General features: G+C 64.8%; 13 protein-coding genes. 5 read left to right on the forward strand and 8 right to left on the reverse strand.

Translation table 11 applies throughout. From position 1 onward, the window contains the following. Positions 1–9: 9 nt before the first annotated feature. The 7 genes from B2246_RS13105 to B2246_RS13135 all read right to left on the reverse strand — a co-directional run bounded on the left by B2246_RS13105 (position 10) and on the right by B2246_RS13135 (position 6,093). Positions 10–1,212 carry an acyl-CoA dehydrogenase family protein gene (locus B2246_RS13105; RefSeq protein WP_008650025.1) on the reverse strand — a complete coding sequence of 401 codons (1,203 nt, stop codon included), beginning with the start codon at positions 1,210–1,212 and terminating at the stop codon, positions 10–12. After that, entirely contained in the window at positions 1,209–1,460 is a 252-nt protein-coding gene (locus tag B2246_RS13110; protein WP_008650026.1) for an acyl carrier protein, read from the reverse strand. The genes B2246_RS13105 and B2246_RS13110 overlap by 4 nt, the downstream gene beginning before the upstream one ends. A gap of 125 nt (positions 1,461–1,585) precedes the next feature. Beyond that, a complete protein-coding gene (locus B2246_RS13115; RefSeq protein ID WP_286882441.1) occupies positions 1,586–2,992 on the reverse strand; it encodes an undecaprenyl-phosphate glucose phosphotransferase in 1,407 nt (468 codons plus the stop codon). Between the two features lie 112 nt (positions 2,993–3,104). Beyond that, positions 3,105–3,785: a phosphatase PAP2 family protein gene (locus B2246_RS13120; RefSeq protein ID WP_008650028.1), complete on the reverse strand. Its 681-nt coding sequence runs from the start codon at positions 3,783–3,785 to the stop codon at positions 3,105–3,107. Between the two features lie 352 nt (positions 3,786–4,137). Continuing rightward, positions 4,138–4,416 (reverse strand): hypothetical protein, encoded by a 279-nt coding sequence (locus tag B2246_RS13125; protein WP_008650029.1) that lies wholly within the window; start codon positions 4,414–4,416, stop codon positions 4,138–4,140. Between the two features lie 95 nt (positions 4,417–4,511). Then, the gene (locus tag B2246_RS13130) at positions 4,512–5,105 is read right to left on the reverse strand and encodes a response regulator transcription factor (protein ID WP_080709742.1); all 594 of its coding nucleotides are present in this window, start codon (positions 5,103–5,105) and stop codon (positions 4,512–4,514) included. A 157-nt stretch (positions 5,106–5,262) separates the two neighbouring features. Next, on the reverse strand, positions 5,263–6,093 hold the full coding sequence (locus B2246_RS13135) for a helix-turn-helix transcriptional regulator (RefSeq protein WP_286882440.1): 831 nt from the start codon (positions 6,091–6,093) through the stop codon (positions 5,263–5,265). A gap of 540 nt (positions 6,094–6,633) precedes the next feature. Between B2246_RS13135 and B2246_RS13140 the strand changes: the two genes are divergently transcribed. Further along, complete coding sequence (locus B2246_RS13140; protein WP_411431795.1) at positions 6,634–7,533, forward strand: DUF1653 domain-containing protein; 900 nt, start codon at positions 6,634–6,636, stop codon at positions 7,531–7,533. A gap of 176 nt (positions 7,534–7,709) precedes the next feature. Then, positions 7,710–8,711 (forward strand): phosphate ABC transporter substrate-binding protein PstS, encoded by a 1,002-nt coding sequence (gene pstS, locus B2246_RS13145; protein ID WP_008646398.1) that lies wholly within the window; start codon positions 7,710–7,712, stop codon positions 8,709–8,711. 203 nt (positions 8,712–8,914) lie between these two features. Here the strand turns inward: pstS and B2246_RS13150 are convergent, their stop codons facing one another. Beyond that, complete coding sequence (locus tag B2246_RS13150) at positions 8,915–9,592, reverse strand: hydrolase (RefSeq protein ID WP_008646397.1); 678 nt, start codon at positions 9,590–9,592, stop codon at positions 8,915–8,917. A gap of 198 nt (positions 9,593–9,790) precedes the next feature. Here B2246_RS13150 and B2246_RS13155 point away from each other — a divergent pair, with 198 nt between their 5' ends. The 3 genes from B2246_RS13155 (at position 9,791) to B2246_RS13165 (ending at position 13,678) form a co-directional block, all read left to right on the forward strand. Then, positions 9,791–10,699: a LysR family transcriptional regulator gene (locus tag B2246_RS13155; RefSeq protein ID WP_286882470.1), complete on the forward strand. Its 909-nt coding sequence runs from the start codon at positions 9,791–9,793 to the stop codon at positions 10,697–10,699. Between the two features lie 170 nt (positions 10,700–10,869). Then, entirely contained in the window at positions 10,870–12,426 is a 1,557-nt protein-coding gene (locus tag B2246_RS13160; protein WP_008646394.1) for an acyl-CoA synthetase, read from the forward strand. A gap of 67 nt (positions 12,427–12,493) precedes the next feature. Then, positions 12,494–13,678, forward strand: a complete 1,185-nt coding sequence (locus tag B2246_RS13165; protein WP_286882439.1) for a lipid-transfer protein — start codon at positions 12,494–12,496, stop codon at positions 13,676–13,678. The last annotated feature ends 4 nt before the right edge of the window (positions 13,679–13,682 follow it).

Raw genomic sequence — 13,682 nt, forward strand, 5'->3', positions numbered from 1 at the left:
ATGCCTCCTTCAGGAACGATCGGCCAGCAGCAGGTTCGCTGTGTTGGTCTGAATGCGATCGTTGTTGATCATCAGCGGCGCCGACCACAGATCGCGCAGGTGGCGTCCCAGGCTGAACGGCGTGCCGTGCTTGTAGCCCGCCATGCCGCACACCAGCAGCGCCTGCTGCACGACTTCCAGTGCCATCGTCGACATCGCCGTCTTCAGACCGTTCATCTCGGCCGCCAGCGCGAATGCGGCGGAAACCGAAGCGCCCGCATGGCGGCTGCGCTGATGCGCCAGCGCCAGATCCACGCGGCCTTCCATCATCTGCAGCAGGCTCACGGCTTCTGACACACGCGATGCGGACGGCGGCAACTGGCCCGGACGCGCGCGCGCCTGTCCCTGGAAGAAGGTCTTGGCGCGTGATACGGCATCGCTGGCGATGCCGAGCCACAGCGAGCTCCAGAGGATGTGGGAGACCGGCGTCATGGTGGCGTCGGCGATCTCGCCGAACGGCACCGGCAGCACCTGGTCCACCTGGCCGGTGGCTTCCAGCCGGAAGCCATTGCTGCAGGTGCCGCGCATGCCGAGCGTGTCCCACGCATTCAGGCCTTGCAGCGTGTAGTCGGACTTCAGTGCGCACACCAGCACCTGATCGGACGGCGAGGCATCCGCATTGCGACGCGCGGTAATCAGGATGCCGTCGGCGTGGGCGCCATAGGAAATCGTCGGCGCCATCTTCAGCAGGTGGAAACGATCGCCATCCACGTTGACGGCGCAGCCGCTGCTACGCAGCGCGCCACCAATCGCCTCTTCGGACGTGGCGGACGCCAGCAGCAATTGCTCGCCGGCGATGCGTGCCAGCAGGTGTTGATGCCATGGGCTGCCGGTGCCGTGATCGAGCAGGCACGCCACCTGGATCTGGTGCATCGCATAGATCATGCCGGTGGACGCGCAGGTCTCGCCCAGCACCTTGCAGATCGCGGCCACCGTAGCCAGCGACGCGCCGCTGCCGCCGAGCACGGCCGGCACCATCGCGCCGAGCAGGCCCTGGTCGCGCAGGACTTCGAACGCTTCGTGCGGAAAGCGCGCTTCCTGATCCACGGCGTCGGCAAAGCGCTGCGCGACCGTTGCGGCCTCGCGCGCGGCGGCCAGCAATGCATCGCTGGCCATCACGCCGCCCGCGTCGGGGTTGGCGTGCGCCAGCGTAACCTTCGCTCCGGTGTTCATGCTGCCTCCTGCTGCTGGCGAATGGCTTCCACCGCGGCCGCCAGCGAGTCAACGCTGCGGAATAGCTGGCGCGTCAGCATCTGATCCGGGATCTCGATATCGAACGCGTTTTCCAGCGCCAGCATCACATGCACGGTGGCCAGGGACGAGAGTCCCGCCGCGTAGAGATCGTCGTTGTCAGCCAGGGTGGCCAGCGGTACATCTAGCCGGGCCACTTCGCCCAGAATATTGCGGATGGTTGCTTTCATTCGTAGTCTCCGATTGCGTTGACGGGCTCCATTCCATGGGTTTTGCGTGGTCGTTTCGGTGCGATTTCGCACCAAACCGCTCACGCGGCGGCGTCTACCCCTCTGTGGGTCTCTTTATTGTTGGTTCAGTAAGCCGTGGTGCCGGTCCAGCCATGCAGCGCGGTGCGCAGGATGATCCGAAGGTCGAGCTGGAACGACCAGTGCTGGATGTAGTAGATGTCGAACTCGATGCGCTTGCGCATCTTCTCGATCGTGTCCGTCTGGCCACGCAGACCGTTGATCTGGGCCCAGCCGGTGATGCCGGGCTTCACACGGTGGCGCAGCATGTAGCGGTCGATCAGTTCCTTGTAGAGCTCGTTGTGCTCCATCGCGTGCGGGCGCGGGCCGACCACCGACATCTCGCCGCGCAGCACGTTGATGAACTGCGGCAACTCGTCGAGGCTGGTGCGGCGCAGGAACGCGCCGACGCGGGTCACGCGCGGATCACCGCGCACGGCCTGGGTCACGCCACCGCCGTCCTGATGCGGGCGCATGGTGCGGAACTTGAACACGTTGAAAGGCTGGCCGTCGATGCCCAGCCGCTGCTGCCGGAACAGCACGGGACCGGGCGACGACAGCTTGACCATCGCGGCGATCAGCAACAGCAGCGGGCTCAGGCAGACCAGCACGCCGAGCGAGAACACGCGATCGAAGCTGGCCTTGACCACGCCCGTGATGCCCGAGACGGGCGGACTGTTCAGGTCGATGACGGGCAGACCCATGAACTCGCTGAAGCGGTGACCCAGCAGTTCGACGGACGACACGTCTGGCACCCAGCGGATATCGATCATTTCATTGCGGAACTGGCGCACCACGCCGGACAGATCGCGGCAAGCGGCCATCGGCAGCGTCAGCCAGATCTCGCGCACGCCATGGTCGCGCACGAAGCTGCTGACTTCCTCGATCTGGCGCAGCGGGGTCACGTCGTACGGAATCACATCGGACTCCTCGTCATACACGCCCACGACGCGATAGCCGGCATCGCGGAAGTGCTGTACGCGGTCGTACATTTCGCGGCCCAGTGGGCCGTAGCCGAAGATCAGCACGCGCTTGGCGTTGATGCCCTGCTGGCGCACGTTGGCCAGCATCCGGAACATCACGACCCGCGACAGCGCCAGCATCACGCCGGTGCCGATGAACCAGCCCATCGACCAGACGCGTGAGACCGCCCCGATCTGGTGGATCAGGAATGCACCAAGCAGGCCGGAGATGAACACCACGGTCCATGCGGCGGCAATGCGCAACCCCAGCACGGCGCGACTGCGGCCGCGCCATGATTCGTAGATGCCGAAGGCAGGAAAGATCAGCAGCGCGCCGAGCGCGCACAGCATCGTCAGGAACCCGTTGACGGGTGCCGCGCTCCTGATGCCGTCATGGAAATACAGCGCGCCCATGGCGATGCCGCATACCGCGATCAGTACCGCATCGCCGAGCCGATAGAGATAGTGAAGTGCAGAGTGCCGCTCGGCGGCAACATTCCATTCCGACGCCATGACCGCCCCAAAGCCCTCGCGGGAAACCAAGTGCGGTCATGGTTGCGCACGCATGGCGCGTCGTCTGTTGGCAGGCGCACAAATCCTTCGAACGCCTGCGACCTGGGTGGCGTCAGCAGGCGCAATGCCGGGTCGCGCAAGCCGGCCGTGCGGCGACGTTGATCTGGCAGACGCGGCAGTCCGCTTGCCAGGCCCACTCGCCACGCTCGTAGGGGCGGTCACGGCCGGAAAGAAAGGTGGCGATACCCTGCACCCAGATATGCGTCACGCCCGCCACGCCACTCACCGGCAACACGAGCACCGTGGCCAGCACACCGGATGCCAGCAGCATCGCAACCGGGCCGTGCGGCACTTCGTGACGCATGATGAATGGCAGGCTGACGCAGAATCCGAGCGCCAGTCCGCTCACCACCTCGGACATCGAATGCGCGTGCAACGCCAGCCGGGACATGCCGACGGCAAGTGCCAGCAACACGCCGGCCACGGCGGCCAGCAAGCTCAGGGTTCGATAGCGCGACGGCACGGCGAGGCACGCGAACACGGGCAGGATCGACGCAGCCATCATCGCGTGGCCGGAGAAGCCCGTGAAGTTGAGCGCGGCGCTGCCGATGCCCCAGCCCATGAAGGCCAGCTTCGACACCAGCACGAGGCAGGCCGTCAGCGAGAACGCGATCAGCCAGTGCCGCGCGACGGCGTTGGCGCCATGCCAGCGCAGCCACGCATACAGGAACACGGCACACGGCAGCAGGAATGCCGATTCGCCGAAGAAGGAAACGAGTTGCCAACGACTCATGACACGCGGACCTCGTACGGTTCAACGTACGGATTGCCAATTGCTTGGGATGCCGCAGCGTAGCAGTCCATATCCATCCCCTCTGTGCGCAAGGGCACGCCAGGTCTCCATCCCGAAGCATGAGATGGGCGGCGCTCTCCGCCCCCGAGGATGAGATGCCGCGCAGGCGCGCGCGTCACCCTGAGTCTTCTGGTTGATGGAGTGTCGCCGCGCGATTCGATATGTTCGTGAGTAATGGGCGTTCGCGCACGCGAGCGTCCATTTCAAAGCCCGCATGGTCCCCCGGTCGGCGGGCTTCTTTTTTGGCGCGCCGATCGGAGTGACCGTGAGGCGTAGCGCCCCGCGACCAGGTTCAGGTCATTTCGTGGTGAGCGCCGTCGGAGACGCGCGCCAGCGCGACGATCATGGCGTGCGCGGCATCGATGTGCCGGCCGGCCTCGCGCTCGCCGATTTCGACTGCGGCGATGATGGCAGCCTCCTCGGTGGCAAAGCTCCGTCCGTGCAGCTCTCCCCGATACAACAACGGCCCGCCTACGATGGCGAGCCGTATCTCATAACAACATGCCCACTTGCCCCGGCCCTCGCGCACGGCGAAACCATGCACGGCCAGGATATCCAGACTGCGATCCATACGACCCCCTTCTTCCCCCGTGCGGCCGGCCTGTCATCTCACCGGCTTCTGATCACGAGCACATCCAGCATAGTCGTAGCGACGCACGCCTGCCTTCATCCGATCGCAGGAGATCCCTTGGGATATACCCTTGCGTGGGGTGGTAGTACCGGCGAGGACGAGATATCCGCCATGGTTGCTGGCGGCGGCACGGGCCTCGCGCGCGGCATCGTCAACGCTTCGCGCGGAAAACAATGCCCGCCCGCCCATACCAGCGCGGCGGCAGCGCACACAAGGTCCACCGGCGCGGGCACGGCCTGGCAACCGCCAGCGCCGAGCTTCGCGGCGTGGCCGATCAGCGCGGCATCGAGCGCATCGGACAGGACGAGCCAGCGGCGCGGTGCCAGCTGCGCGTGCACGCGATCGAGCAGTTCGTGGGGGTCATCCTCGGCGCTGCAATCGACCACGACCAGATCCACGCCGCCAGGTGGCAGGGGCTCGGCTTCATCGGGATTGTCGATCGTGTGCAGCGACACGCGCGCTGTGGCGCCGTTGGGCAACCATTCCGGGCAATGCCATCGCACCGGCTGCGGTACGTCCTGCGATTCCATGCGCCGCGCGAGGATGCGGCACATCATTTCGTTTCTGGCGATCAGGTAGGTCGTCATCGAAGTACTAATGAGCATCTCGTCGACATCGTCGCGCAGCATGTTGCGCTGGCGAGATGCCCGGTATGCGGTGGTCGGCTCATTTCAAGGTAGCAACGACCACCTGCGGCCGCCTCATGCTTTTGGATGAGGGCAGGCCGGCGAAAGGCGGAAACTGGACGATCCGAGGGCGCGCGCGCCCGGTGCGGGCAACCGATGCTCAGGCTGCCTCGCAGGCGTGCTGCGCGCTCAGGGATGACATCGGGATATGGGTCGGCCGGGCCGGCGTCGGGCCGGGCCAGTTCAGCGATGCGCCGCGCTGGAGCGCGACGTACACGGCCTCGCCCTTGTTGCGCACGTGCAGGCGCTGATAGAGCGTGCAGGCATGCGTCTTCGCCGTGGCCACCGAGATATTGAGCAGACGGCTGACCGTCTTGATCGGATAGCCACGCGCCAGCAGGGCCAGCACTTCGTACTGGCGCTCGGTGATGTTGAGCAGGTGCGCGCCCGCTGTCGGCGTTTCCGTCGGCACCGCGTGGGTGTCCGCGTGCGCCGGCGCTGCGGCGTCGGCGCCGTGCAGCGGCACCACGACCGGCGTGGCGACGAGTCTCGACAAGTCCACAGGCAAGGCGTCCGCGAGCGGTTCGTGGACACGATGGGCAGGTGCATGCGACGGGAAACACTCGCCACCGGCCAGCACGAGCCGGATCGCGGCTTCCAGCGCCTCGGAAGAACAAGTCTTGGCCAGCAGACCACGCACCTTTTCGGGCAGGCCGCCTTCCGGCATCGGCGCCAGCAGATGATCGGCCAGCAGCAGCACGCGCAGCGGCTGCAGACGCAGACACAATTCAGCCAGTATCGGCCAGCCCGCGCCACTGTCGGCGGGCATCCCGATAATCAGCAGATCGGCATGGTGAACCCAGGGTTCGGGGGCGTGCAGCGTGGTGGGATCGAGGTCGACCAGATCGCCGGGGACGTGCGCCTGAGACAAAAGGTGGTGCAGTCCGAGACGCAACAAGGGGTGTGGCTCGAACAAGAGGATGGTGGCCATGACCGCTCACTTCTTCTTGGCGCGCCGCAGGCAGAGTTCGCTTCTGCAACGCGCTGATTGGAGGCGCTCCACTTGTAACGTGGCTGCACTTCCATACGATCAGGTATAGCCTCCTGAGCCAATAGCAGCTTCCCGTCCTGGCCCGCCGCCGTCATACCGGCCCTCCCTTGGAGGATGCCTGACCGCCCCGTTTGCGCATGTAGCGCATTAGATCCTTCTCAATACTGATTCAAATTAAATCTAATTCTGATGTTCAGCATAGGAAGGGCACTGAGTGAATGCAAGGTGATGGTGCGGCGCAGCGGGTTTCTCCGTAGGAGGACGCAGGGAGCCATTGCAGGATCTGTAGCGACGATCTGCGCACAAAGCGATGGGCGCGTGAATCCCGGCTGTGCGGCGCACAACAGCCCGGCTGCGACGGCGGCAAGTAGCGCTGCGGCAACGCCCGGGCTCAGGCCGGAGGCCATAATGGCGGCCTCGAATATCGGACACGGTTCGCACGCCATCCATTGTCCCGACTCACCAACTACAGGGGGCTCCTTGGCCACTACCGAAAATACTGGCTCGCAACCTCAATCGCATGCTGGCCTCACGGCTCTGCCCGACAACCCGGACCTGGTCCCGGGTATGCCATATCGCCACTACAAGGGTGGCGCCTATCTCGTGACCGGGGTTGGCCGTTTCGAAGCCGACATGACACCGGTTGTGGTGTACGAATCCATGCGTGACCGCTCGCTGCTCTGGGTGCGACATGCCGACGTGTTCACCGAACCCGTCTCGACCGCGACGGGCGACGTCGCCAGATTCGCACCGCACTGGGCACCGGCCTTGTCGTGTCTGGACTTCCTGCCACGCAAGACGGTCCTTCAGGTGCTGGCCTTGTACGATGCGCCGTACCGCAAATACCATGACCGGCGACACGTGCTGGAGATGTTCGAGCAGGCCCACGCACTCGGCATCGCACTCAATCCTGCACAAGCGCTCGCCGTCCTGTTTCATGACGCCGTGTACGTCCCGGGCTTCGAGCACAACGAAGCCGCCTCGGCAGCCTTGCTCGACACCATGGTCGAGGACGTGAATGCCGACGTGATTCACGTGGCGAGGCAGATCATTCTCGACACCCACACGCATGAAGCAAGCGTGCCGGATGCCGCAACGGTCCTGGATCTCGATCTCCTCCGACTGGCCGCCGACGACGATGTCTTCGACGCGCATGGGCTGGCCGTATTCGATGAAAACCGCGGCTTGCTGGCTAGCAGGGTCCAACTTTCCGGCGAGGCGTTGTATCACGCATTCATGGTTCGTCGCGCGGCATTTCTCGGCACACTGGCGCAACGGCCGAAGCTGTTTTTGACGACTGCATTCGCCGATTTCGAAGGTCCGGCTCGTCGCAATATCGCAAGGGTTCTGGCAAGCGTCGGGCAAGCGGAAGCCAACTGATTCAGGGCTGCGAAGACCATCTCTGGACCCGCCCCGGAGATGTGTCCGAAATATGACTGTCATCTAAATCGCACCAAACTCGCCCCAGATGATAGATATCATGCAAACGTCCGGCCATCTGCTAACCTCAATCTCCAGAAGCCGGTTTCGTGCAGCCTGAAGAAGGACCAATAATCATGGGCAGACACATCGCGGCGCTGGCGCTGCTATTCGCCGCGGTCAGTGCATTTGCCGGAGATGTCACTGGAGCTGGTTCCACATTCGTCTATCCGCTGATGGCGAAATGGGCGGCCACGTATTACGCCAGGACCGGCCAGCAGATCGACTACCAACCCATCGGCTCCGGCAACGGCATCCGGCAGATCAAGGCGGCCAGCATCACGTTCGGCACTACGGACATGCCGCTCAAACCCGAAGAACTCGAACGCGCAGGACTGGTCCAGTTTCCCATCGCGGTAGGCGGCGTCGTGCCGGTGATCAACCTGCAGGGCATTGGCGCGGGGCAGATCCACATGACGGGCGCGCTGCTGGCCGATATCTACCGCGGCAAGATCGCCAACTGGAACGATGCGGCCATTGCGTCGGCCAATCCCGGCGTGCGGCTTCCCGACCTGAAGATCACGGTGGTCCATCGCAGCGACGGCTCGGGCACCACGTTCAACTGGACCGACTACCTTTCAAAGGTCAGCCCCGAATGGAAAGCGGCGGTCGGGGCAGGCACCACGGTGCGTTGGCCCGTCGGGATGAACGCGAGCGGCAATGAGGGCGTGTCGCTCTATATTCACAATATTCGCGGTGCGATCGGCTATGTGGAACTGACCTACGCGCTGCAGAAGAGCCTGCCCTATGCGTTGGTCCAGAACCGCGATGGTCTCTACGTGAAGCCTTCGCGCGAATCGTTCAGCGCCGCGGTGACAGCCGTGGAATGGAACCCGCGACTCGACTTCTATCAGGTGTTGACCAATGCGCCGGGTCCGAATGCGTGGCCGATCACGGGCACGGTCTTCGTGCTGATGCAGCGTTCCGCCGCGCACCCGTCGAATACGAAGGATGCGCTGGCGTTCTTTCAGTGGGCGCTTGCCGAAGGGCAATCCGATGCATCGGCCGAGCACTACGTGGCACTGCCGCCGGAACTGGTGAAGCAGGTGATTGCGTACTGGGCGGAGACCTTCAAGTAGCGTCGATCCGAACACGTACGCGGCGGACAGATACAAGAAGTTGGTATCGTGACCGCCGACCCTGCCGAGCGCCTTTGCCACAGCGACGTGCACCACGCCCGGAACCTTCCTTGAGCTTGCTTTGAACCTGGCCTGAGGCACGATGCCGGCATGACCGCGATGGCCATGCCATGCCATGCCGTGCCAATCAACCGATCAACCGATCAACGCGAGGAATCCAGCGCCTCGCCGTTCTTCTGCACGTCTTGCGCCTTCAGGTAGCTCTCGATCAGCAGTTGATACGCGGGGAAGATCTTCGTGTAGATCTCGGCCCACTGCTGGGCATCGTCGCGGTTCCAGGTGCGTTGCAGTTCGGACGCCACCGCCGCGGTATCCATCGGCACCACGCCTGCCTGCACCACGCGGGCCAGCGTGATTTCCTGCGCCATCTTCGAGTACGTGCCCGAGGCATCGACCACGGCAAAGACCTTGTAGCCGTCGGCAACCGCGCTGATGGACGGGAACGCCATGCACACGCTGGTGATGGTGCCGGCGATGATCAGCGTCTTCTTGCCGGTGGCCTTCACGGCGGCGACGAACTCGGGGTTGTCCCACGCATTGATCTCGCCCTTGCGCGCGACGTACTTCGCGTGCGGCGCATTCTCGTGGATTTCGGGGATCAGCGGACCATTGGGGCCTTGCGGCACCGAAGCCGTGGTAATCACGGGCAGCTTGCTCAGCGTGGCCATTTTCGCCAGCGCGGCGGCACGTTGGCGCAGTTCGGGCATCGGCATGTCGCCGACAGTCTGGAACAGGCCGCTCTGGTGGTCGATCAGCAGCATGGCGGTATCAGCCGGATCGATCACGGGACGGGCGCCGTTGAAGTTGGCGGGTTGGGTCATGGTGAAGCTCCTTCTTCATAAGGCGGTGGCACGCCACCGTAAGGGGAGAGGCCTGCCGCCGGGATGATGGCGGGTCGATGGAGACAGCTTAGTTTTGGAACGCTGGCGGCGGTAGAGTGCTAGATTGCGCATCAGAGTCCTATTTCACGAACACTGATGGCCGGGAAAGGCCTGCAGGAACAGAGAAGGGGTGATGGCGTGCAGGATCTGAACGACCTTTACTACTACGCGCAGGCGGTGGAGCACGGCGGCTTTTCGCCGGCTGGGCGGGCGCTCGGGATGCCGAAATCGAAGCTGAGCCGGCGGATCGCGCTGCTCGAAGAGCGCCTGGGCGTGCGTCTTATCCAGCGCTCGACGCGGCGCTTCAGCGTCACGGAGATTGGCCGCACCTACTACGAGCATTGCAAGGCGATGCTGACGGAGGCGGACGCGGCGCAGGAAGCGATCGAACTGACGCGCGCCGAGCCGCGCGGCATTGTCAGGGTGACCTGTCCGGTTGCGCTACTTCATGCGCACGTGGGCAGAATGCTTGCCGATTTCATGGCGGCGCATCCGCATGTGACGCTGAACCTTGAAGCCACCAACCGGCGCGTCGATCCGGTGGGCGAGGCGATCGACGTGGCGATCCGCGTACGGCCCGCCCCGTTGCAGGACAGCGACCTCGTCGTGCGCGTGCTGGCCGAACGCAAGCAGTGCATGGTGGCCAGTCCGGCGCTGGTGGCGCGGCACGGTACCCTGCCGCGCGTGCCGGCAGATCTGGCCGACTGGCCGAGCCTCGCGCTCGGCGCACCGATGGCGGACCATGGCTGGACGCTGTTTGGCCCCGATGGCGGGCAGGTCGTCCTGCGACATCGGCCCCGTTTCATCATCGACGACATGATCGCGATGCGCGATACGGCGCTGGCCGGCGTCGGCATTTGCCACCTGCCCCTGATGATGGTGCAGGACCAACTGGCCGCCGGGACACTGGTCCGCCTGATGCCGGAATGGGCCCCGCGCGCGGAGATCCTGCACGCGGTGTTTCCGTCGCGACGCGGCATGTTGCCCGCCGTGCGCGCGCTGATCGAATATCTGGCCCAGCGCTTCGGCGCAATGCAGGAGGAGTAGACCCGGCATCGCGCCGGAGGGCGTGTAGTTCGAACGAACTACACGCGCAGGGGGACGAGATTCCTCCCTTCGACGGTCGCCCGTGGGCGACATGCTCTCTACAGTCGGTCTCATCAACAGGCGCGGCCTTCGCCGCCCGATATCGAGACCGATTGCAAGCCGGAGACAGCATGTACCTGACCCAGGGCCTACACCGTCGTATGCAGCAGACGCCCGACCACGTTGCCACGATATTCAGAGGCCGCCGGCGTACCTATCGCGAATTCTCCGAGCGTGTCTCGCGCCTCGCCGGCGCCTTGCAGCAACTCGGCATGAACCCGGGCGACCGCGTCAGCATGCTGGCCCTGAACTCGGATCGCTATCTCGAATACGCAATGGGCGTGTGGTGGGGCGGTGGCGTGCTCAATCCGGTCAACACGCGCTGGAGCGTGCCGGAAATCGTTTATTCGCTCGATGACTGTGATACCGGCATCCTGATCGTCGACGATCACTTTCTGTCCATGGCCGAGCCAATCCACGCCACGGCGAAGCGGGCGCCGATTCTGATTCATGCGGGCGACGGCGCGCCGCCGGCAGGAATGCTGGGATTCGAGGCCCTGCTCGCAGACTCGCCCTCCGTACCGGACGCCATGCGTGGCGGCGAGGATCTGGCCTCGATCATGTACACGGGCGGCACCACTGGCAAACCGAAGGGTGTCATGCAGTCGCACCTGAACCTGTGGTCGTCGTCGATCTCGCGTCTCGCCCAGTTCCCGCTGGACGAAGCGACGATCACGCTCCACGCGGCCCCACTGTTCCATACGGCGGCGATGGCCAAGGCAGTGGGTGTGTTCGTCATCGGCGGCACGCACACGATGGTGCCGACGTTCGATCCGGCCGAGGTGCTGGAAACGCTCGAACGCGAGCGCGTCAACGACATCATGCTGGTACCCACGATGCTGCAGGCGATCCTGGCGTGCCCGGACTTCGCCAGACGCGATGTCAGCAGCCTGAAGCGCATCAACTATGGCGCATCACCGATTAACGGCGCGGTGCTCGATGCGGCGCTGGCCGCCATGCCGAATGTCGAGTTCTCGCACGCCTATGGGCTGACCGAAGCATCGCCGGTGGTATCGGTCAATCCGCCTGCCAACCACGGCCCGGAGGGCCGCGCCAGCGGGCTGTACCGGTCGGCGGGCCGCCCAGGCTTCGGTGTGTTCGTCAAAGTCGTCGACCCGAACGGCGATGAAGTCCCACGCAACACGATCGGCGAGATCGTCGTGCGCGGCCCCAACATCATGCAGGGATACTGGAACAAGCCAGAGGAAACGCGGCAGGCACTGCGCAACGGCTGGCTGCATACGGGCGACGGCGCATACATGGACGATGCCGGCTACCTGTTCATCGTCGATCGCATCAAGGACATGATCGTCACCGGCGGTGAGAACGTCTATTCGGCCGAGGTCGAGAACGCGCTGGCCCAACATCCGGCAGTCCATTCCTGCGCGGTCATCGGCGTGCCGCACGAACGCTGGGGCGAAGCGGTTCACGCGGTGGTGGTGCTCAGACCCGGCCTGCAGGCCGGCGAGGACGAGCTGCGCACACATTGCCGCGCGCTCATCGCCAGCTACAAGTGCCCCAAGAGCGTGGAGTTCCGCACCGAGATGCCACTCTCCGCAGCGGGCAAGATCCTCAAGCGCGAACTGCGCACGCACTACTGGCAGGACCAGCCGCGGCAGGTCAGCTGAATCAATCGGGTCGACAGCGAACGACCCCGCATCTATCTCCTCGTCACAAGAAAAGAAGGAAAGCGCAATGACCAACAAAGTGGTGGTGGCCGGTGTCGGCATGATTCCCTTTACCAAGCCGGGCGCGAGCGACGACTACGGCGTGATGGGCGCGCGCGCCGCGAAAGCCGCGCTCGCCGACGCGGGTATCGACTACGCGCTGGTGCAGCAGGCCTACGTAGGCTACGTGTTCGGCGATTCGACATCGGGACAGACGGCGATCTACGGTGTCGGCCTGACCGGCATTCCGGTCATCAACGTCAACAACAACTGCGCCACGGGATCGACAGCGTTGTATCTGGCGCGGCAGGCCGTGGAGAGTGGCGCGGTGGAATGCGCGATCGCGCTCGGCTTCGAGCAGATGGTGCCCGGCGCGCTGAAGGGCGCCTACACGGACCGCCCCGGCCCGATGGAACGCTTCGCCCGTGTGATGAACGACGTACAGGGCTTCGACGAACAGGCGCCGCGCGCGGCGCAGTTCTTCGGCGGTGCCGGCCGTGCCTACATGAAGGAGTTCGGCATTCGGCCCGAGACCTTCGCGCGTATCTCCGTGAAAGCCCGCCAGCACGCAGCGCGCAATCCGTTCGCCGTATTCCGCAACACCGTCACGCTGGAAGACGTGATGGCCTCCCCGAAGGTGTTCGATCCGCTGACGCGTCTGCAGTGCTGCCCACCCACCTGCGGCGCGGCCGCCGCGATCCTGTGCACCGAGGCGTTCGCGCGCAAGCATGGGCTCGACACGCGCGTGGCCATCGCGGCGCAGGCCATGACCACCGACCGCAACAGTACCTTCGATGAAGGCGACATGCGCAAGGTTGTCGGTTACGACATGACGCACGCGGCAGCCACCCAGGTCTACGAACGCGCAGGCATCGGGCCCGGCGACGTCGACGTAGTGGAACTGCACGACTGCTTCACCGCGAACGAACTGATCACCTACGAAGGGCTGGGCCTGACGCCCGAAGGCACCGCCGAGAAGTTCATCCTCGACGGCGACAACACGTACGGTGGCCGTGTGGTGACCAACCCCTCGGGCGGCCTGCTGTCCAAGGGCCACCCGCTCGGCGCCACGGGACTCGCGCAGTGCGCGGAACTTGTCTGGCAACTGCGCGGCGAAGCAGGCGACCGGCAGGTAGCCGGCGCACGCCTGGCGCTGCAACACAACCTGGGGCTGGGCGGCGCGTGCGTGGTCACGCTGTACCAGCGCCAGTGACGGC

The sequence above is a fragment of the Cupriavidus sp. UBA2010 genome (assembly GCF_002335265.1).
GTDB lineage: Bacteria > Pseudomonadota > Gammaproteobacteria > Burkholderiales > Burkholderiaceae > Cupriavidus > Cupriavidus metallidurans.

Bases quoted from the DNA above. Each gene is read 5' to 3' on its own strand.
- B2246_RS13125 (WP_008650029.1), bottom strand. From the start codon at position 4,416: ATGGATCGCAGTCTGGATATCCTGGCCGTGCATGGTTTCGCCGTGCGC.
- B2246_RS13105 (WP_008650025.1), bottom strand. From the start codon at position 1,212: ATGAACACCGGAGCGAAGGTTACGCTGGCGCACGCCAACCCCGACGCG.
- B2246_RS13120 (WP_008650028.1), bottom strand. From the start codon at position 3,785: ATGAGTCGTTGGCAACTCGTTTCCTTCTTCGGCGAATCGGCATTCCTG.
- B2246_RS13135 (WP_286882440.1), bottom strand. From the start codon at position 6,093: ATGGCCACCATCCTCTTGTTCGAGCCACACCCCTTGTTGCGTCTCGGA.
- B2246_RS13160 (WP_008646394.1), top strand. From the start codon at position 10,870: ATGTACCTGACCCAGGGCCTACACCGTCGTATGCAGCAGACGCCCGAC.
- pstS (WP_008646398.1), top strand. From the start codon at position 7,710: ATGGGCAGACACATCGCGGCGCTGGCGCTGCTATTCGCCGCGGTCAGT.
- B2246_RS13110 (WP_008650026.1), bottom strand. From the start codon at position 1,460: ATGAAAGCAACCATCCGCAATATTCTGGGCGAAGTGGCCCGGCTAGAT.
- B2246_RS13150 (WP_008646397.1), bottom strand. From the start codon at position 9,592: ATGACCCAACCCGCCAACTTCAACGGCGCCCGTCCCGTGATCGATCCG.
- B2246_RS13130 (WP_080709742.1), bottom strand. From the start codon at position 5,105: ATGCTGCGCGACGATGTCGACGAGATGCTCATTAGTACTTCGATGACG.
- B2246_RS13165 (WP_286882439.1), top strand. From the start codon at position 12,494: ATGACCAACAAAGTGGTGGTGGCCGGTGTCGGCATGATTCCCTTTACC.
- B2246_RS13115 (WP_286882441.1), bottom strand. From the start codon at position 2,992: ATGGCGTCGGAATGGAATGTTGCCGCCGAGCGGCACTCTGCACTTCAC.